The 18,144-nt window shown below is 57.9% G+C and carries 20 protein-coding genes; 6 read left to right on the top strand and 14 right to left on the bottom strand.

Annotated elements, in window-relative coordinates; translation table 11 throughout:
• Window positions 1-117: 117 nt before the first annotated feature.
• Window positions 118-717, bottom strand: coding sequence for a hypothetical protein (locus ACWFTY_RS01490; protein WP_447525635.1), 600 nt, complete (start codon window positions 715-717; stop codon window positions 118-120).
• A gap of 46 nt (window positions 718-763) precedes the next feature.
• Window positions 764-1,357 carry an HdeD family acid-resistance protein gene (locus ACWFTY_RS01485; RefSeq protein WP_447525634.1) on the bottom strand — a complete coding sequence of 198 codons (594 nt, stop codon included), beginning with the start codon at window positions 1,355-1,357 and terminating at the stop codon, window positions 764-766.
• A gap of 318 nt (window positions 1,358-1,675) precedes the next feature.
• Here ACWFTY_RS01485 and ACWFTY_RS01480 point away from each other — a divergent pair, with 318 nt between their 5' ends.
• Together ACWFTY_RS01480 and ACWFTY_RS01475 are read left to right on the top strand one after the other, a co-directional pair.
• A complete protein-coding gene (locus ACWFTY_RS01480) occupies window positions 1,676-2,281 on the top strand; it encodes a hypothetical protein (protein WP_447525633.1) in 606 nt (201 codons plus the stop codon).
• 44 nt (window positions 2,282-2,325) lie between these two features.
• Window positions 2,326-2,721 (top strand): cupin domain-containing protein, encoded by a 396-nt coding sequence (locus ACWFTY_RS01475; protein ID WP_447525632.1) that lies wholly within the window; start codon window positions 2,326-2,328, stop codon window positions 2,719-2,721.
• 85 nt (window positions 2,722-2,806) lie between these two features.
• Here the strand turns inward: ACWFTY_RS01475 and ACWFTY_RS01470 are convergent, their stop codons facing one another.
• The 4 genes from ACWFTY_RS01470 to hisC form a co-directional block, all read right to left on the bottom strand.
• Window positions 2,807-4,303, bottom strand: a complete 1,497-nt coding sequence (locus ACWFTY_RS01470) for a spinster family MFS transporter (RefSeq protein ID WP_447525631.1) — start codon at window positions 4,301-4,303, stop codon at window positions 2,807-2,809.
• Between the two features lie 106 nt (window positions 4,304-4,409).
• A complete protein-coding gene (locus ACWFTY_RS01465; protein ID WP_447525630.1) occupies window positions 4,410-4,706 on the bottom strand; it encodes a hypothetical protein in 297 nt (98 codons plus the stop codon).
• Between the two features lie 65 nt (window positions 4,707-4,771).
• Entirely contained in the window at window positions 4,772-5,680 is a 909-nt protein-coding gene (locus tag ACWFTY_RS01460; protein WP_447525629.1) for a prephenate/arogenate dehydrogenase family protein, read from the bottom strand.
• Window positions 5,680-6,780 carry a histidinol-phosphate transaminase gene (hisC, locus tag ACWFTY_RS01455; RefSeq protein ID WP_447525628.1) on the bottom strand — a complete coding sequence of 367 codons (1,101 nt, stop codon included), beginning with the start codon at window positions 6,778-6,780 and terminating at the stop codon, window positions 5,680-5,682. Before hisC ends, ACWFTY_RS01460 begins: the two co-directional genes overlap by 1 nt.
• A gap of 115 nt (window positions 6,781-6,895) precedes the next feature.
• Between hisC and metX the strand changes: the two genes are divergently transcribed.
• The 4 genes from metX to ACWFTY_RS01435 all read left to right on the top strand — a co-directional run bounded on the left by metX (window position 6,896) and on the right by ACWFTY_RS01435 (window position 9,427).
• A complete protein-coding gene (gene metX / locus ACWFTY_RS01450; RefSeq protein WP_447525627.1) occupies window positions 6,896-8,020 on the top strand; it encodes a homoserine O-acetyltransferase MetX in 1,125 nt (374 codons plus the stop codon).
• Between the two features lie 151 nt (window positions 8,021-8,171).
• Window positions 8,172-8,762, top strand: coding sequence for a methionine biosynthesis protein MetW (metW, locus tag ACWFTY_RS01445; RefSeq protein WP_447525626.1), 591 nt, complete (start codon window positions 8,172-8,174; stop codon window positions 8,760-8,762).
• A 147-nt stretch (window positions 8,763-8,909) separates the two neighbouring features.
• Window positions 8,910-9,164, top strand: a complete 255-nt coding sequence (locus ACWFTY_RS01440; RefSeq protein ID WP_447525625.1) for a type II toxin-antitoxin system Phd/YefM family antitoxin — start codon at window positions 8,910-8,912, stop codon at window positions 9,162-9,164.
• On the top strand, window positions 9,161-9,427 hold the full coding sequence (locus ACWFTY_RS01435) for a Txe/YoeB family addiction module toxin (protein ID WP_447525624.1): 267 nt from the start codon (window positions 9,161-9,163) through the stop codon (window positions 9,425-9,427). Before ACWFTY_RS01440 ends, ACWFTY_RS01435 begins: the two co-directional genes overlap by 4 nt.
• Window positions 9,428-9,572: 145 nt before the next feature.
• On the opposite strand, the gene ACWFTY_RS01430 is transcribed toward ACWFTY_RS01435, so the two are convergent.
• The 8 genes from ACWFTY_RS01430 to ACWFTY_RS01395 form a co-directional block, all read right to left on the bottom strand.
• On the bottom strand, window positions 9,573-10,871 hold the full coding sequence (locus ACWFTY_RS01430) for an MFS transporter (protein WP_447525623.1): 1,299 nt from the start codon (window positions 10,869-10,871) through the stop codon (window positions 9,573-9,575).
• Between the two features lie 17 nt (window positions 10,872-10,888).
• A complete protein-coding gene (locus ACWFTY_RS01425; protein ID WP_447525622.1) occupies window positions 10,889-12,451 on the bottom strand; it encodes a peptide chain release factor 3 in 1,563 nt (520 codons plus the stop codon).
• A gap of 169 nt (window positions 12,452-12,620) precedes the next feature.
• Window positions 12,621-14,993 carry a phenylalanine--tRNA ligase subunit beta gene (gene pheT / locus ACWFTY_RS01420; RefSeq protein ID WP_447525621.1) on the bottom strand — a complete coding sequence of 791 codons (2,373 nt, stop codon included), beginning with the start codon at window positions 14,991-14,993 and terminating at the stop codon, window positions 12,621-12,623.
• Complete coding sequence (gene pheS, locus ACWFTY_RS01415; RefSeq protein ID WP_447525620.1) at window positions 14,990-16,108, bottom strand: phenylalanine--tRNA ligase subunit alpha; 1,119 nt, start codon at window positions 16,106-16,108, stop codon at window positions 14,990-14,992. Before pheS ends, pheT begins: the two co-directional genes overlap by 4 nt.
• 106 nt (window positions 16,109-16,214) lie before the next feature.
• Window positions 16,215-16,577 carry a 50S ribosomal protein L20 gene (rplT, locus tag ACWFTY_RS01410; protein ID WP_340166623.1) on the bottom strand — a complete coding sequence of 121 codons (363 nt, stop codon included), beginning with the start codon at window positions 16,575-16,577 and terminating at the stop codon, window positions 16,215-16,217.
• A gap of 39 nt (window positions 16,578-16,616) precedes the next feature.
• The gene (gene rpmI, locus ACWFTY_RS01405) at window positions 16,617-16,820 is read right to left on the bottom strand and encodes a 50S ribosomal protein L35 (protein ID WP_066741203.1); all 204 of its coding nucleotides are present in this window, start codon (window positions 16,818-16,820) and stop codon (window positions 16,617-16,619) included.
• Between the two features lie 129 nt (window positions 16,821-16,949).
• On the bottom strand, window positions 16,950-17,729 hold the full coding sequence (gene hisN / locus ACWFTY_RS01400) for a histidinol-phosphatase (RefSeq protein ID WP_447525619.1): 780 nt from the start codon (window positions 17,727-17,729) through the stop codon (window positions 16,950-16,952).
• Entirely contained in the window at window positions 17,726-18,133 is a 408-nt protein-coding gene (locus ACWFTY_RS01395; protein WP_447525618.1) for a hypothetical protein, read from the bottom strand. The genes hisN and ACWFTY_RS01395 overlap by 4 nt, the downstream gene beginning before the upstream one ends.
• Between the last annotated feature and the right edge of the window lie 11 nt (window positions 18,134-18,144).

Raw genomic sequence — 18,144 nt, 5'->3', positions numbered from 1 at the left:
AAAAAGAATTGGCCCGGGTTTCCAGATAGGAAACCCGGGCCTTTCAACATGGAGCACCCGTATTCGCGGAATGAGGGAGGGAGGCATTCCCGGATTCCGCCCGATGTGCCGGGTTGATTACATCGCCTTTTTGAAGGCGGATTGCGTTTCATCGAGCGCTTTGTCGAATGCAGCGCGCGATGCGGATAATGCGTCACGCACGGCCGCCCAGGACGCATTGCCTGCCTTGTTCAGGTCTTTCAGCTTCGCGATGGCAATGTCCTCATTTTTCTCCAGCTTTGCAACGGCAGCATCCACTTCTGCCTTGCTACTCGCCTGCAATGTCTTCGCCGTCTTCTTGACGCGTTCCATTGTTTTTGCCCAAGCGTCTTTCAGCGCCTCGATACGGACCTGAAAATAGGCTTTGTCTTGTTCGTACATTCCCGCAGCAGCATCAAAATAGGCCATGACATTATCTTCGAATTTGGCCCATTCGGCTTCCATATCCTCGCGTGCTTCGGCTGTTACCAACTCTCCGATTTCCTGATTCTCGGCAACCCACGCCTGATAGGCGTCACGGTTGGCCTTCATCTTGGCGATCGCTGCATCCGCCTTGGCGCGGGCATCTGCCTGCACATCCTGTGCTCTTGCTTCAAAATGCGCGACGGAGGCATCGATTTCGTCGAGGCGATTCTTGGCCCGTTCAATATAGCTGTGAAGATGGCTTTGATTGGTCATTGTATTTCTCCTTGGGGTTAGCTTCGGGGGGATCGGGTTTGGCTGATCAAGCAGCGCTTTTTGCGGTCGCTGGAGTCTCGGTAGATTTGCCAATGGCTGATGCCAGCATCACCAGTGTCCAGCCGGAGATGAGGATGTTGATTCCCGCCAGCACGCCAAGTGTCCAGAGCGCCGAAAATGGCAGCTGCCACCAAAGCAATATGCCGACGGCAGCGGCAGCGATGCCATTGAACAGCATCCAGCCCCAGCCGGTCAACGGGCGCATCTTGAAGGCAAATATCGCTTTCAAGACGCCTTCGGCGAGAAAGGCCGCGGCGACAAAGATGGTCAGGACAAAAACGGCTTCCAAAGGCCGTATCATAAGCATGATACCGGCCACTAGCCAGAGAATGCCGACGAGCACGGCCAGCAGGATCCGGCTCCATTTGTGAAAGCTGAATGCTTGGATGATCTGGGCCGTTCCGGCGATCACCAGCAATATGGCAACGCATATCGCTACGCCGAGACTGGTGATCAGAGGAAAGACTATTGCACCTGTACCGGCAAGGATCATGATGATCCCGGTAGCCATTACCCAGCCGCGACTGCTGGATATCTGCTCTGCGAAAACCGAAGAATCATCTTGGGCCGTGGTGGTCATGGTCTTTCTCCAATTATGGCATCGGTCGCGTTTAAAAACTTGATCGTGGTAAATCCCGACTGTGTTGAAATCCGGATTGATCATATTCGCGGCGTCTGTTTACGAACGGATGTTATGGCCCAAAATCCGTAAATTCACCTAGACGATCGCGTGTCCTATCGTTCTGCAGATCTGCGACTTCCAGACGGCCGAAAATGCATCCGGCCCATTCCCTCCCGTGGAAATTACGTAGTTACAAATCGACGTCCATATTGTCTGGAGGCACCACCCAAGGCGATGATGAAATTTCGCCACAAACATTTTCAAGGAGCCCATGGCATGAAAAAGACAATATCGACAATTAGCACTGCACTGGCCCTTTCTCTCGCGGTTCAAGGCTGCACCCAGAAAGCAGAAAATGGCGATCAGGCAGAATGCGCCACATCCGAAGATGACGCGATGGCAGGCGCCCAGGAAAGCATGGATGCTGCAAAACATGACGCGAGCAAGGCAGCGCTGGAAGCGAATAATGCCGCAAGAATGTCGGTGACGGCGGCCAAGCTGGCGGTCTGTTCCGAAGCCCAGAAGGACAAAGAGGCCGCCGCTCAGATGGCGATCAACGCGGAGGCGGCTGTCAAACGGGCACAAGCCAAGATTTTGACGGCCAATACCAAATTGGATCTGGCGGCGAATGAAAATGCCAGAAAAGCCCAGGATCTGGTCGAACAGGCCGTGGCTGCAACGAGTGAAGCCGTTCTTGAAACCAATGCGTCGCTTATGGCGGGGCTGGAATCCGATACGGCTGCTGCAAAACAGGCAGCGGATGCGGCGCAAAAGGCTGTGATCAAGGCTGCGGCCGCGACCGCGGATGCTAGCAAAGCTGCCCAGGTTGCGGCAAAGGAAACCTGGGAAAAGGAAATGCAGGAAGGCGCGGCAGACGAATAACGGTCTGACCAAGCCAATAGCTAAGCGAACAAGAGGAAAAGCATATGCAAGGATTTGTCGACAATATCGAAGCTCTGACGGAACAGAATGATGACTTCCGCCGCGTACTGTACACCGGTCACAATCTACAACTCGTGCTGATGACCCTCCAGCCCGGCGACGAGATCGGTATGGAAGTCCATGATGACCGCGACCAGTTTTTCCGGATCGAAGAAGGAAAAGGCCAAGTCTGGATCGACGGAAAAGCCAATGAAGTAAAAGCCGATGACGGCATCATCGTGCCGCAAGGCGCCAGCCATAATGTCGTGAACACTGGCAAGGAACCACTCCGGCTTTACACGATCTATGGTCCACCCGAGCATATCGACGGAACCGTCCATGCCACCGCCGCTGATGCGCAAAACGAGCATGAGCATTTCGACGGCAAGACTACGGAATAGCTGGCAGTTCCATTTTCGGTATCAGAATCGGATGGCGAAGACTTTGCTGCACTTGGCAAATTGTCACCGTCATCCGATCCGGATATTAGCGGCCCATGTCGCGTTGAATGGTGCGGCTGGCCATGTAAAAGTGAAACACAGCCCATAGATACAGGCATTTGAACAGGATCATTGACCATTGCAGTCCGTCTGCATTGGCCGAATCACAAGCGGCCTGGGCAGCAACAGCGAGATTGCTTGCCTTGCACGCCTCCAGCGTCAGCGCCGGATCCAGCCCCGACAGGAATGTCGCGTTCAATATCGTCGACAGTCCGCCGATCAACGGTGGCCCAAGGCCATAGCCCAGCAAGTTAACGATGAACAAGGTAACGGCCACTGCGGTTGCTCTCATCCTGCTGTCGACCACGCCGCTTGGTACGGCATAAAGCGGGCAGAGATAGGTGTAGAGCAGCATCTGGCCGACCATCATCAGCGGGACAGCCAGCCACAAGGATTCCGCCAGATAGCCAACGACATGCATCGGTATCACGCCGAGCAGCGCAAACATCGGGATCAACGCCAGTGCCTTGGGAAAACGCTCCGCATATTTGTCCGCCAGAAAACCGGACATATAGGTTCCGATCGATGCCATGACCGCCAATGCCAGTGCGACTTTTATCGACGCGTCAAATATCGACAGTTCATGGGTGCGGATCAGGAAGGACACAAAAAACTGGCCGACGCCATAATTGACGAAGGAGGCGATAGTGACGCCCATGGTGATGTGCCAGTAGGCCGGTTTCTTCGACAGTATTTTCAATACTTCGCGAAACCCGACTTGCTCCTTATTCTGCATTTCCACCGGGTCGGTATAGCCGCGAGGCGGTTCCTTGATCGTCAGCTTCACGATCAACGCGACCAGGATGCCGGGTACGCCGACAACCACAAAAGCAACGCGCCAGGCTTCGATATTCTGCCAGTCCAGAGCGTTCGCTGCCCAGGTCCAGTTCCAGCTGTTGAGCATCGCCGCGACCGTGGGGCCATCAAGGCTCCCGACAATGAAACCGCCAAAAACATAGGCGACCATGCCGCCGAGCGGGATTCCCAGCGCGTAGACCGAGACGGCGGTCGAGCGTTCTTTGGGAACGAAATAGTCGGCGATGATCGAATTGGCTGGCGGCGAGCAGCCCGCTTCGCCGATGCTGACGCCAATACGGAATATGAACAGCGCGATAAAACTGGTCGCAAAGCCGCATAACACGGTCATCAGGCTCCATAAAGCGACCGACCCGGCGATGATCCAGACCCGGTGGTGCTTTTCGGAGAAGCGCGCGATCGGGATGCCGACAAATGTGTAGAGAATTGCAAAAGCCGGACCGCCGAGCAGCCCCATTTGCCAATCTTCAACCCCGAAAGATTCCTTGATCGGTTCGGTCAATATGTTGATGATCGTGCGATCAATGAAATTGAAAATATAGACGGTCAGCAAAATTCCGAGAATATAATTGCGGTAGTTTTTGCTGCCATATCCCGTTTCCGGGCTGCCACCATTGTGGGTCCCTTTGTTGGAATATGCGACACTTGTCGCTGTAGTTTCGGCCAAATCCAGACTCCTAACGCGTTGCCCAACTGATTGTTACCGCTGGGTATTTCTGCATCGTACCGACTTTTACAGCATTGTATATCCCATTGTAACAGGCGATTTTCAATCAGAGTGAAGCAAGCTGTCTGGCGCAATATCCTCTGAATGCATCATCCAGATAATGCTGTCCTACACCCCGGTTTATCGCATAATATCGCCATTGATCCTGCGACAGAAACAGGACTGGCTCTTTGATAATCTGGAAGGTTACACTAGAAAGTCGGCTGAGGAGCGATAAAGGCCGGAAATCTGCGGCTTGCGGGCAAAGGTCGCGGAAAACAAAACCGGCCGCCGCCGTAAAGTTTAGCTGAGACACAGCAATCATCACGCTCGCATCAAGGCTGGAAATAATCCCGCTACCCACTTCGCGTCTTCGTGGCCTTGTGCGAGTCCGATAGCGCCGCTGCTATTAGCGCGACAAGCGGGCCTTCAATCGTGCGTACGTCCGAAATCGGCAGCGGCGTCATCCTGGCCTTCCTCGATAATCCGGCGGCGGATGGCGCGGGTCTTGGTAAACAGGTCGAACAGTTCGTCGCCCTTGTCCCAGCGGATGGCGCGCTGCAGGGCGGAAAGATCCTCGGAGAACCGCTGCAGCATTTCCAGCACCGCATCCTTGTTGGACAGGAAGACATCGCGCCACATAGTCGGATCGGAAGCGGCAATCCGGGTGAAATCGCGGAAGCCGCCGGCGGAATATTTGATCACTTCGCCGCGGGTCACATCTTCCAGATCGGACGCGGTGCCGACGATTGTATAGGCAATCAGATGCGGCAAATGGCTGGTCACCGCGAGCACCAGGTCATGATGTTTGGCATCCATGATTTCGACATTGGCGCCGAATTTTTCCCAGAAGGCTTTCACCCGTTCGACATCGCCTTCCGCGGCGCCCTCCGGTGGCGTGAGGATGCACCAGCGATCCTGAAACAAGGTCGCGAAACCAGCGTCCGGACCGCTATTTTCTGTGCCCGCGACGGGGTGGGCAGGGATGATCCGGGCATCGGGCAACGCCTTGGCCAGAGCGGCCAGCACGCTTTCCTTGGACGATCCGACATCGCTGATGATGGCATCGTCCGGCAGGTCGGCGGCGATATCGGCGGCAACCTCTGCCATCACGCCGACCGGCACGCAGAGGATCACCAGATCGGCGTCGGTGACTGCTGCTCCGGCGCTATCGCTGACGTCGTCGCAAAAGCCCAGTTCGATGACTCGCGCCCGCACCGCGGCATCGGCATCATAGCCGGTGATCCGCGCAGTCGGCATGGTCTCGCGCACCGCATGGGCAATCGAGGAGCCGATCAGGCCGATGCCGATGATCGCGATATTGGCAAAAGGCAGCATCAGTCGGAGGCTTCCAGTATCTCGCGCAACGCCTGGGCGACCCCGCGGGTTTCTTCTTCGGTGCCGATGGTGATGCGCAGGCCGTTGACCAGTCCCTGTCCGGGCAACCAGCGTACCGCATAGCCTTTGTCCATCAGCGCGCTATTGGCCTGTTCGGCGGTTACCGTGCCTTCGAACAGCACCAGCAGGAAATTGGTGTGGCTCGGCACGACCTTGAGACCGTGATTGCCGAGCGCGCCCATTTCGTCGCTCAGCCATTGCCGCCATTTGGCATTATGCTCGCGGCTCATGGTGACGAAGTCTTCGGAGGCGAGCGCCGCGACAGCGGCTTCCTGTCCCGCAGTGGTGACATTGAACGGCAGCCGGATCCGGTTCATCGCGCCAATAATATCGGCATGGGCATAGCCCCAGCCGATCCGCTCCGCCGCCAGCCCGTGGATTTTGGAAAAGGTGCGGGTGACCAGCACATTGGCCTGGCTGCTGGCGAGTTCCATCGCGCCGTCATCCTGCCCCTCGTCCATATATTCGGCATAGGCGGCATCGAGTACCAGCAGCACATGGCCGGGCAGGGCGGAATGCAGACGGGCGATCTCGGCCCGCGGCGTAAAGGTGCCGGTCGGATTATTGGGGTTGGCGATGAAAATGACCCGGGTCTTGTCGGTGACCTTGGCGAGGATCGCATCGACATCGGTGCCATAATCCCTGTCATCGGCAACCACCGGCGTGCCGCCATAACGCCGAGCGGCGATATCATAGACGGCAAAGCCATATTTGACGTAGATGATCTCGTCGCCCGGTCCGCTGAAGGCATTGGCGGCCAGATGGAGCACATCATCGGAACCGGTGCCGCAAATGATCCGCGCCGGATCGAGCCCATGCTTGGCCGCAATCGCCTCGCGCAACTTGGTCGAACCCGGATCGGGATAGCGGTCCACCGAGCCAGAAGCGGCGTTCAGCGACTTTGCAGCCGCCGGACTGCAGCCGAGTGGATTCTCGTTGGCCGACAGCTTGACGATCTTCCGGCCATCCGCGCCGGTCGATTTTCCGGGCACATAGGGCGCAATGCCCATGATCCAGTCTTTAGGTTTTGGTCCGCTCATTGCCTTGGTCCGCTCGTCTTGAGATGTTCTGTGTCGCCGGACTAACCTTTGCGGCCTGTCAGTCAACAGCATTATCGTTTGACGCTCGGGATTTCGCCGCTTAGCTCCGGTGTTGATGACTGAAGATGCACGTTTTGGATTGGACAGAAAGGTTCGCCTGCTGGGACCGCTACCGCTGGACAGCGGAGCAGAACTCGCGCCCGTTGATCTTGCCTATGAAACCTATGGCACGCTCAATGCTGATGCCAGCAACGCGATCCTGATCTGCCATGCGCTGACCGGCGATCAATATGTCGCCTCGACCCATCCGCTGACTGGCAAGGACGGCTGGTGGGTGCGGATGGTGGGGCCGGGCAAGCCGGTGGATACGGACCGTCATTTCGTCATCTGTGCCAATGTGATCGGCAGCTGTCTGGGAAGTTCCGGTCCGGCGACGGTCAATCCGGCGACCGAAAAGCCCTGGGGCATGAATTTCCCGGTTCTGACCATCGCCGACATGGTCCGCGCGCAGGCTTTGCTGATCGACCATCTAGGTATCGACCGGCTCCATGCCGTCATCGGCGGTTCGATGGGCGGGATGCAGGCGGTCAGCTGGGCCGCGCTCTATCCGGAGCGGATCAAATCGGCGGTGATCATCGCCTCGGCTGCACGGCACAGCGCCCAGAATATCGCCTTTCACGAAGTCGGGCGGCAGGCGATCATGGCCGATCCGCGCTGGCGTGGCGGGGCCTATTATGCCGATGATGATCCGCCGAGCAGCGGCCTCGCGGTGGCCCGGATGGCCGCACATATCACCTATCTCTCGGAAGCCGGCCTGACCGAGAAATTCGGCCGGCGGCTGCAGGACCGTGACGCCAAGACCTTCGGATTCGACGCGGATTTCCAGGTCGAATCCTATCTCCGCCATCAGGGGATCAGCTTTGTCGACCGGTTCGACGCCAACAGCTATCTCTACATCACCCGGGCGATGGACTATTTCGATCTCGCCGAGGCCCATGGCGGGTCGCTGGCCAATGCGTTCAGGGGTTCGCAAACCCGCTTCTGCCTAATCAGCTTCGACACCGACTGGCTATACCCGACCAGCGAAAGCCGGGCGATTGTCCACGCGCTCAACGCCGCGGGTGCTGCGGTCAGCTTCATGGAATTGTCGAGCCCCTTCGGCCATGACAGCTTTCTGCTGGAAAACCCCGAGATGAACCGGATTGTCGACGGGTTTCTTAAGGCAGGGGAAGGGAAATGACCGCAGGTCCGATTCTATCCCGTCTTTCGCGCCATTTTGGACTCGCACAAAGCCACAAAGGCACAAAGAAAAGATCGCCTGTTCTTCTCTTCGTGTCTTCGTGTCTTCGTGCGCACAAACCTTCTGTCTTCCGCTTCGAAGAGCGCGCCGTATGACCAAACTCCGCCCAGACCTGCAAATCATCGCCGACAATATCGCGCCCGGTAGCCGGGTGCTTGATATCGGCTGCGGCGATGGCGCGCTGATGACTGCGCTGCGCGATGAGAAAGGATGCGATGCCCGCGGACTTGAAATCAACCCCGCCAATGTTTCAAAAGCCGTCGCCAAGGGACTCTCGGTGGTGCAGGGCGACGCCGACACCGATCTCAGCACTTATCCCGATGGCAGCTTCGACTATGCGATCCTCAGCCAGACTCTGCAGACCACCCACCGTCCCGACATCATGCTCGATCAGTTGTTGCGGATCGGCAAGCAGGCCTTTGTCAGCTTCCCCAATTTCGCCCATTGGCGGATTCGTGCGTCGCTGTTGCTCGGCGGCCGGATGCCGGTGACACGGCTGATCCCGCAGACCTGGTATGACACGCCCAATATTCACCATGTCACCATCGACGATTTCCGCGCTTTGGTGCAGGATGGCAAATATACTCAGGAAGGCCAGTGGTTTCTGAGCGGTGACAAGCAGACCGGGCGCGGCATGGCCAATTTGCTCGCCGAACATGCGGTGTTCCTGTTGCGGGGATAGCCTGTCCCGAGCACCGTCATCCCGGCGAAGGCCGGGATCCAACCCAATGGCACAGATGCTCGTGAGCCTGGGTTAGGCCCCAGCCTTCGCCGGGGTGACAAGAGCGATCTTGACATTGTACCACTTCAGGTACAAATGATGTCCATCATGTTGATGGAAAATTTCTCGAAGGCCCGCGCCAATCTCAAAGCGTTGATGGACCGTGTGGTAGCTGACAAGGTGCCGGTGAAAATCACTCGCCAGAATGGCGAGGCGGTGGTCATGATCTCGGAGAGTGAATGGGCCGGTATGGAAGAAACCATACATCTGCTATCTTCACCGGAAAATGCGCGACGTCTGATGGAGGCTATACGTGGTCTTGATGCTGGGGAAGGCGAAGAACACGAGCTGATTTATCCGTGAGGATAGCGTTTTGGCCGACCGCGTGGGAAGATTATTGCCATTGGCAAAACAATGATCGAAAATTGCTCGACCGCATCAACCTACTGATCGAAGAATGCCGTCGCCATCCATTCAAAGGAACAGGCAAGCCCGAACCTCTGCGCGGTCAGTTGAAAGGCTGGTGGTCCCGTCGTATCACACAAGAACACCGACTAGTTTATCGCGTGCGGGGCGAAGGTGATGCACAAGCGCTGGAAATTGCACAATGCCGCTATCATTATTGAGCAGGGCGGGTTTATGGCGGAAACCGTCATCCCGGCGAAGGCCGGGATCCAACCCAATGGCAGCGAAATTGGTGAACTTGGTTGAGGCCCCAGCCTTCGCCGGGGTGACGAATATATCGATATTGGCTATCGCCGACCGATCACCTCACAGCTGCACCTCTTCCAGTCCCCAGGCCGCCAATATCGCCAGCCCGCTCATCCCGGCCATCACCGCCAGCACAGCCTCCCCGCCGTACATATGCGCGATCAGGCTGAACAGACCGCCGGCGAGCAAGAGCAAGCCGATGATCGTGTTCGACAATGCTGTATAAGCAGCGCGGGTATCCTTGCCCGCCATGTCGACGAGATGCGTCGACCGGCCGAGGCGGACGCCCTGATAGGCGATCATCAGGCCGAACAGCAGAACTGGCAATATATAGCCGCCGCTGAGCGTCCCGGCGAAGGCTAGCCAGCTGGTTGCCGTCAATATGACCGTTGCTACGATCCCCGAGAAGATCAGCACCTTGCGGCTGGAACGGTCCGAAAGCCTTCCCCAGACGAAACTGCTGCACAGGCTAGCCAGAGCCGAAGCGAGCACCAGAAAGCCCAGCTTGTCATAGCCTTCTCCAGCCTCACTCCCCACCGCAATCATGAACGGCGGTGCCAGCGCGGTGGCGGTCAGCAGGCCGCGGGTCAGGATGAACCGGCGGAGTTGCGGATCGTCGCGCAGATAGGAAAAATTCTTCCACGCTTCCTTTAGCGCAGACTTGCCGCCTTCGGTGGCACCGGCCTCTTCCTGCAAGGTTGCGAACAATAGCCCGCTGGCGATCCATGCCAGCCCGGCCAGGAACAATCCGCCGGTGACCAGCAGCATCCGGTCGACCAGATTGAACGAAAGCGCGAGCGCATAGATGATCACGGTCACCGAGGCGATCGACCCGGCCAGCCCGGTTGCGGTGCCGCGACGGGACTTGGCGATGGTCTTGCCGAGCACATCCTTGTAGCAAACCGAACAAACGCTCCGCGCCACGGCCAGGATCGCCAGTGCCAGTACAATAGCCCAGCCCGCCGCGACGCCGGTCAGGCTAATCGCGATGAGCCCGATGGCTGCAGCAGCCAGACCCTGCACCATCGAACCTGCGGCCCAAGCCCATTTGCGGCGCGGCAGCTTGCGTAAAAAGCCCGCCGTCAATAGCTGGGGCAATAAGGCACCTGCTTCACGCACGGGGACCAGCAGACCGATCAGGGCAACCGGTGCACCCAAGGAGGTCATCAGCCAGCTCAGCACCAGTTTCGGATCGACCAGCCCGTCAGCGCTTTTGGTCAGTGCCAGCGCACCGACATGTTTGAAGAAATTACCCGGTTCCTGTTTACAGGCGCTTTCCGGAATATCGGCGCATGCGCGGCCCTCGTCATCGATGATGATCGACTGGAAGGCCTTTTCCGTCGTTGATCTGCTGGTCATGACCGGCGGTTACCGGATTAACGCTCGCGTGTCGCGCTGAACTTGATCTCGGGATTGCGCTCTTGCTGGTAATTCACGTCCCAGGCCGACTTGGCCAGAAACACCAGATTATTGTCCCGATCCTTGGCCAGCGAACTCTGGTTGATATTGGCAAAGGCGTCGACAGTCGCCTCGTCGCCGCTGATCCAGCGAGCGGTTTCGAACGGTGCCTGCTCGAGATAGGCATCGACCTTATATTCCGCCTCCAGGCGCGAGACCAGCACTTCGAGCTGCAATTGCCCGACCACACCGATGATCCAGTTGGCGCCGATTTCGGGATAGAAGACCTGGACCACGCCTTCTTCGCTTAGATCATCCAGCGCCTTGCGCAATTGCTTGGTCTTGGTCGGATCGCGGAGAATGACACGACGGAGAATTTCGGGAGCAAAATTCGGCAGGCCGGTGATCCGCACCTGATTTTTCTCGGACAATGTGTCGCCGACCCGCAATGTGCCGTGATTGGGGATGCCGATAATATCGCCCGGCTCGGCGGTGTCGGCAATTTCTCGATCCTGCGCGAAAAACAGGATCGGCGAGTGGATCGCAATCGGCTTGCCGAGCCCCGAAGGCGTCAGCTTCATGCCGCGCTTGAACTCGCCCGAGCAGAGCCGCATGAAAGCAATCCGGTCGCGGTGCTGCGGGTCCATATTCGCCTGGATCTTGAAAATAAAGCCGGTAACATCGTCGCTTGCTGGATCGATTGGAGCCGGGTCGGCGGGTTGTGGACGCGGCGAGGGGGCATAGTCGGCGATCGCTTCGATCAATTCCTCGACGCCGAACTGCTTGAGCGCAGAACCGAAGAAAACCGGGGTCAGGTCGCCACTCTGATAGGCCTCGAGATCGAAGCTGCTATAACCGCCCTGCGCCAGTTCGCCTTCACTGGTGAGCCGTTCGAGCGCAGCTTCGCTCAGCACATCGGCGAGCTTGGGATCATCAAGGCCAGTGAACTGCTGGGTCACGCCGTCATATTGTTTGCTGTCGCCGGTCGGCTGATGCAGCTGATTGTTGACCAGATCATAGACGCCCTCAAACTGTCCGCCCATGCCAGCGGGCCAGCTCATCGGGCAGACGTCGAGCGCCAATTTGTCTGCGACCTCGTCAAGCAGTTCGAACGGATCGCGGCCTTCGCGGTCGACCTTGTTGATGAAGGTGATGATCGGCACATTGCGCATCCGGCAGACCTCGAACAGCTTCAGCGTCTGCGCCTCGATGCCCGACGCAGCGTCGATCACCATGATCGCGCTGTCGACGGCGGTCAGCGTCCGATAGGTGTCCTCGGAAAAATCCTCATGGCCTGGCGTGTCGAGCAGGTTGAAGACAATGCCGTTGCGCTCGAAGGTCATCACCGAGCTGGTCACGGAAATCCCGCGCTGCTGCTCGATCTTCATCCAGTCCGACCGCGCGCGCCGGTTGTCGCCCCGCGCCTTGACCTCGCCCGCCAAGTGGATAGCGCCGCCTTTCAGCAGCAGCTTCTCGGTCAGCGTCGTCTTACCCGCATCGGGGTGAGAAATAATCGCGAATGTCCGGCGTGGTTTGGTCATTTTTCTTCACTTTTCTTTCCCGCGTAGCGGGAGTTGTATTCCAAATTTGTCACGCGAAGCCGCGAAGACACGAAGAGTTTCTGACAACCGCCAATTCTTTGTGCCTTCGCGGCTTCGCGTGAAACCAAAAGAGTTCGGGTGCAGCTAACGCTGCAATTATTTGCGAAGACTATCCTCTCAATTCAGCGCCCAATTTCGTCGCATTAGCGACAACCTTGTCCGACAGCGCCTTCAGATCCTCTTCGGTCAATGTCGCGTCGGTCGGTTGCAATGTCACTTCTACTGCCAGAGACTTCTTGCCTTCGCCTACGCTCGGTCCCTCGAACAGATCGAAAATCCGCGCATCGGTGATCAGCTTCTTGTCCGCGCCCTTGACCGCTCGCACCAGATCGCCCGCTGGCAGGTCCGCATCGACGATGAAGGCAAAATCACGGGTCACCGCTTGCAGCGCCGGTGGCGCAAAAGCATCGCGCATATGGCCCGATTTCTTCTTCAGCGGAATCGCATCGAGGAAAATCTCGGCGGCAACAGCCGTGCCCTTGAAACCCATCGCCTTGGTCGTCGACGGGTGGAGCACACCGTAAGCCGCCAGTATCTTCTTCGGTCCCAAGCGCAACGTGCCCGACTGGCCGGGATGATAATGATCGCCCGCCTCGCCAAAATCCATCAGCTTGTCGGTCGGTGCGCCAGCGGCGTCCAATATCGCAAGCACTTCGGCTTTGGCGTCATAGGCATCAAATTTACTTGCCGTGCCGGACTGCCAGCTGCGGGCGCGGTTTTCACCTGCCAGCACCAGCCCGATGGTCGGATGCTCGCTGCTTTCCAGATAGCGGCGCCCGACCTCGAACAGACGGATCGAAGATGCGCCGCGCGCGGCGTTGCGCTGGGCTGCCGCGATCAGGCCTGGCAGCAAGGATGGCCGCATGACCTTGAGATCTTCGCTGATCGGATTGGCAAGCGACCAGGTGCCGCCGCCGAACGGAGCGGCTTCTTTCTCCGAAATGAAGCTCCAGTTGACCACTTCGTTCATTCCGCGCGCCGCCGCTGCTCGCCGTGCCTTGCGTTCGGCCAACTGTTCCGGCGAGGCGGTGGGTTTGGCCACGCCCGGCTTGCGGGGAAGCGGGGTTGACGGAATCTTGTCCAACCCTTCGATGCGGATGACTTCCTCGACCAGATCCTGCCAGCCGGTGACGTCACGCCGCCATGTCGGCACTGTGATCTGCCAGTCATCACCGACGACAAAGCCCAGCGCTTTCAAAATACCCTGCTGTCGGTCTGGATCAACATCCAGCCCGCCCAGAGCGGCGCATTGTCGTGGATGATAAGCGATAACGCGCTGCTCCGTCGGCGCTTCGCCGACACGGGTGATCGCGCTGGCATTGCCGCCGCAAAGCGCCTGCACCAGCGCTGTCGCGATTTCGACGCCGTCGTCCAGAAAGGCCGGATCGACGCCGCGCTCGAACCGTTGCCGCGCATCGCTGGTCAGCATCAGCTTCTGGCCGGTGCGGGCGATATGGGCCGGATCGAAATAAGCGCATTCAATCAGCACATCGGTTGTATTTTCGTCGGTGCCATTGGCTGCGCCGCCCATGATGCCGCCAATGCCATGTGCGCCCGCCTGATCGGCAATCACGGTCATGGTCTCGTCGAGCGTATATTCCTTGTCGTTGAGCGCGACCAGCTTTTCGCCGGCACGGGCTTTGCGCGCAACCAGACCGCCGTTCAGCTTGGCAATGTCATAGACGTGCAGCGGGCGGCCCTGATCGAGCGTGACATAATTGGTGATATCAACCAGCGCCGAGATCGGTTTCTGGCCAGCGGATTTCAGGCGCGCCTGCATCCAGGCGGGAGACGCGCCATTGGTCACGCCGCTCACCGTGCAGCCGTAAAAGGCGGGACAGCCTTCCGGATCGTCAATCGCGATATCGGGTCCAGCACCGCTGCGGGCGATGTTGGCGACATCCAGCGGCTTCAGAGTGCCGAGGCCGGCAGCTGCCAGATCGCGCGCTATGCCGCGTACGCCCATACAATCCTGACGATTGGGGGTTATCGCTACATCGATGACCGGATCATCCAGCTTGGCATAGTCAGCATAACTGGCCCCAACTTCACTGGCCGCACTTTCCGGCAATTCGATGATTCCGTCATGGTCCTCACCCAGCTCCAGCTCGCGCGCCGAGCACATCATACCGAAACTCTCGACATCCCGGATTTTCGCGGGTTTTAGCGTAAAATCGCTACCCGGAATATAGGTGCCCGGCGGCCCGAATACACCGATCATCCCGGCTTTCGCATTCGGCGCACCGCACACCACCTGCCAAGGTTCCGCCGCACCATCGTCAACTTTAAGCAATTGCAACTTGTCGGCATTGGGATGCGGCCCGGCTTCGATCACTTTGGCAACACGAAATGGGCGCAAGGCATCGGCGGGGTTTTCCACGCCTTCCAGTTCAAGACCGATGTCGGTCAATTTGTCGGTGATTTCCGTGAGGCTTGCGTCGGTATCGAGATGGGCCTTGAGCCAGCTTAAGGAAAATTTCATGCGCCGACTCCTCCGCTCAATGTGGGGACGTCGAGTGCGTCAAAGCCGAAGTGATCGGCCCAGCGCAGGTCGCCGTCGAAGAAAGCGCGCAGATCGTCCATGCCATATTTCAGCATCGCCAGCCGGTCGATGCCGCAGCCAAAGGCGAAGCCCTGCCAGACATCGGGATCAAGCCCGCAATTGCGGATGACATTGGGGTGGACCATGCCGCTGCCCAATATTTCCATCCAGCCGCCATTGTCGCCGCGCGGGTCTCCGCCGATGATCCTGCGGCCTTTTTCGACCGAGAAACCGACATCGACTTCGGCTGATGGTTCGGTGAACGGGAAATAGCTCGGGCGCAGGCGCAATTCGATATCGTCGCGCTCGAAAAAGGCGCGGACGAAGGTTTCTAGCGTCCATTTGAGATGGCCCATATGAATGCCCTTGTCGATCACCAGGCCTTCGACCTGATGGAACATCGGCGTATGGGTGGCATCGCTGTCGCTGCGATAGGTACGGCCGGGTGCGATGAGGTAAATCGGTTCGCCAGCACCGCCAGTTTGCTTGGCAACATCCATCATCGTGCGGATCTGCACCGGTGAAGTATGGGTGCGCAGCAATTTCGGCATGCCGCTGTCGTCGGTCTGCGGGAAGTAGAATGTGTCGTGCATCGCACGGGCCGGGTGGGTCTCGGGAATGTTGAGCGCGGTAAAATTGTGCCAGTCGTCCTCGATTTCGGGACCGGTAGCGACCGAGAAGCCGAGATCGGCGAATATTTCCGCCAGTTCGTCCATGACTTGTGAAACGGGATGGATGCTGCCTTTCGGAGCAGCGGGTGGCGGCAATGTCAGGTCAAGTTTTTCAGTGGCAAGCTTCGCATCCAGAGCGGCGGTCTCCATCGCTTCCTTGCGGGCCGCCAGGGCATCGGCAACAGCCTGTCGCGTGCCGTTGATCTTCGGACCCTGTTCCTGACGCTCTTCCGGCGTCATCTTGCCAAGCGTTTTTAGCAGCAGCGAAATTTCGCCCTTTTTGCCGAGCGCAGCCACGCGGATTTCCTCCAGCGCATCGCCATCAGCTGCCGCGCCAATCTGCTCCAGATATTTGTCCCTGACCGCTTCGATGTCGCTCATCATATTGTCCCGTTTTTTCTCGTTGCCCGTCTAGCAACCCCTGCGAAAAACCCAATAAAAAAGCGCCGCGAGATTGCTCCCCGGCGCTTCTTTGAAATTATGAAAATGCTTAGGCTTTCGCTAGAGCATCCTGCGCCTGTTTGATGATGCCGCCAAATACTGCCGGTTCATTCATCGCCAGGTCGGCCATCACTTTACGGTCGAGTTCAATACCAGCGAGCTTGGTGCCGTGGATGAATACGCCATAGGTCATGCCTTCAGCGCGAACCGCAGCATTGATACGCTGGATCCAGAGTGCGCGGAAAGCCCGCTTCTTAACTTTACGATCGCGGTAAGCATATTGACCGGCTTTTTCGACAGCCTGCCGCGCGATGCGGATGGTATTTTTGCGACGGCCATAATAGCCCTTCGCCTGTACCAATAATCTTTTATGTTTTGTACGAGTGGTCGTACCCCGTTTGACACGTGCCATATTCTATATCCTGTAAGTTAGAGAGTCGCTGCGGCGGGGTTAACCCAGACCGTATGGCGCCCATTTCTTGACTGTCCGAGCATCCGCATCACACAATTTCTTGGTGCCGCGGTTCTGGCGGATATATTTGCTGTTATGGCTCATCAAACGGTGGCGTTTGCCGGCTACGCCGTGCTTGACCTTACCGGTTGCGGTGATTTTGAAGCGCTTCTTCACACCACTTTTGGTCTTCAACTTGGGCATTTTGGTCTCCTCTAGATGGTACCGTTACGGACACTTGTGGCAGCCCAACACTGGCCAGAGCGTCACTTCGGAAGGGCGTCTTTAGCTAGATTCGCCTGAATTGCAAGCGATATCGCGACGGAAACGCCATCAATGATGGCAAGCAATAGCCTCCAGCACATCATCGACCCGCGCATGATCGCCAATTGCCAGCACATGCCCGTCCGATTCCGCGTGGAGCGGCTCGCCGTTCCAGTCGCACATCATCCCGCCGGCGCCATCGATGATCGGGGCGAGGGCGGCAAAATCGTGGAGCTTCAGTCCCGCTTCGCAGACGACATCGACATGGCCGCTGGCGACCAGGCCGTAATTATAGCAATCGCCGCCATAGATGATCTTGCGCGGCGCAACTTTACTGGCCAGACCCATGAAATGCTCGGCATCATGCTCGTCGAAAAGATGCGGCGACGTGGTGGCGAGGACCGCGTCCTTGAGCTCCCGACAGCGCGCGGATTTTGCCGGCTGTCCGTTGAATAGGGTCTTGCGGCCGATAACGCCGACCCAGCGTTCTCTTGAAATCGGCTGGTCAATGATCCCGATCAGCGGAAAACCATCCTGCATCAGCGCAATCAGCGTCCCGAATATCGGGCGTCCCGCGATGAAGCTGGTCGTGCCGTCAATCGGATCCAGCACCCACTGCCGAGACGCGCCTTCATTGCGCGGGCCATATTCCTCGCCAATAATGCCATCATCGGGCCGTTCGGCCTCGATAATCGCCCGCATCGCCGCTTCGGCTGCGCGGTCGGCTTCGGTTACCGGGGATGAATCATCCTTGGTTTCCTGATCAAATTTGGCGCGGTAAAACGGACGAATCGCTTCGCCAGCGGCTTCAGCCAGCTTTTGCGCGAGATCGATGTCTTTTGGTGTCATTGGTGATCCATTGCGGCCGGAGCGGGGCGCCAGGCCCATAAGTAGAGAATTAGCCCGGTGATGATGAACAGGGCACATCCGGATAACACCCAGGCATTGGCGTACCAGTAGTCGCCCCAAGTAAATTCGCCGGCCATTATCTTTTTCCAGCCGTTGAAATGCTGCATCCCGGCGACAATCAGACCCAGAACGGCGAGAGTCGAGGCTATCCATCGGTTGAGCCAGTGCAGGGGATTGGCGAGCAAGAGCAGGCCGAGGAGCCCGATGACCGTTCTTTGTGCGCGGCAATAAGGACAGACATAGACCCAGTCGACCCATTCGGTAAACCAGGCGAACAGGGAGATGAAAATCGCTAATATTGCGATGTGAACTCGATATTTCATTAGCAGTTCGAAACGTGGCATTGGCGTCTCCC

This window comes from Parasphingorhabdus sp. NYA22, from assembly GCF_976973735.1.
Note: the sequence above shows the minus strand (reverse complement) of the source record. Positions and strands in the feature narration are given on the sequence as shown.

Excerpts from the sequence above, each read along its gene's own strand:
- rplT (WP_340166623.1), bottom strand. The coding sequence starts at position 16,577 with ATGGCACGTGTCAAACGGGGTACGACCACTCGTACAAAACATAAAAGA.
- ACWFTY_RS01460 (WP_447525629.1), bottom strand. The coding sequence starts at position 5,680 with ATGCTGCCTTTTGCCAATATCGCGATCATCGGCATCGGCCTGATCGGC.
- ACWFTY_RS01425 (WP_447525622.1), bottom strand. The coding sequence starts at position 12,451 with ATGACCAAACCACGCCGGACATTCGCGATTATTTCTCACCCCGATGCG.
- ACWFTY_RS01485 (WP_447525634.1), bottom strand. The coding sequence starts at position 1,357 with ATGACCACCACGGCCCAAGATGATTCTTCGGTTTTCGCAGAGCAGATA.
- metW (WP_447525626.1), top strand. The coding sequence starts at position 8,172 with ATGACCAAACTCCGCCCAGACCTGCAAATCATCGCCGACAATATCGCG.
- ACWFTY_RS01440 (WP_447525625.1), top strand. The coding sequence starts at position 8,910 with ATGTTGATGGAAAATTTCTCGAAGGCCCGCGCCAATCTCAAAGCGTTG.
- ACWFTY_RS01475 (WP_447525632.1), top strand. The coding sequence starts at position 2,326 with ATGCAAGGATTTGTCGACAATATCGAAGCTCTGACGGAACAGAATGAT.
- ACWFTY_RS01430 (WP_447525623.1), bottom strand. The coding sequence starts at position 10,871 with ATGACCAGCAGATCAACGACGGAAAAGGCCTTCCAGTCGATCATCATC.
- ACWFTY_RS01395 (WP_447525618.1), bottom strand. The coding sequence starts at position 18,133 with ATGCCACGTTTCGAACTGCTAATGAAATATCGAGTTCACATCGCAATA.
- pheS (WP_447525620.1), bottom strand. The coding sequence starts at position 16,108 with ATGATGAGCGACATCGAAGCGGTCAGGGACAAATATCTGGAGCAGATT.
- hisN (WP_447525619.1), bottom strand. The coding sequence starts at position 17,729 with ATGACACCAAAAGACATCGATCTCGCGCAAAAGCTGGCTGAAGCCGCT.
- ACWFTY_RS01490 (WP_447525635.1), bottom strand. The coding sequence starts at position 717 with ATGACCAATCAAAGCCATCTTCACAGCTATATTGAACGGGCCAAGAAT.
- pheT (WP_447525621.1), bottom strand. The coding sequence starts at position 14,993 with ATGAAATTTTCCTTAAGCTGGCTCAAGGCCCATCTCGATACCGACGCA.
- rpmI (WP_066741203.1), bottom strand. The coding sequence starts at position 16,820 with ATGCCCAAGTTGAAGACCAAAAGTGGTGTGAAGAAGCGCTTCAAAATC.
- hisC (WP_447525628.1), bottom strand. The coding sequence starts at position 6,780 with ATGAGCGGACCAAAACCTAAAGACTGGATCATGGGCATTGCGCCCTAT.
- ACWFTY_RS01480 (WP_447525633.1), top strand. The coding sequence starts at position 1,676 with ATGAAAAAGACAATATCGACAATTAGCACTGCACTGGCCCTTTCTCTC.
- metX (WP_447525627.1), top strand. The coding sequence starts at position 6,896 with ATGACTGAAGATGCACGTTTTGGATTGGACAGAAAGGTTCGCCTGCTG.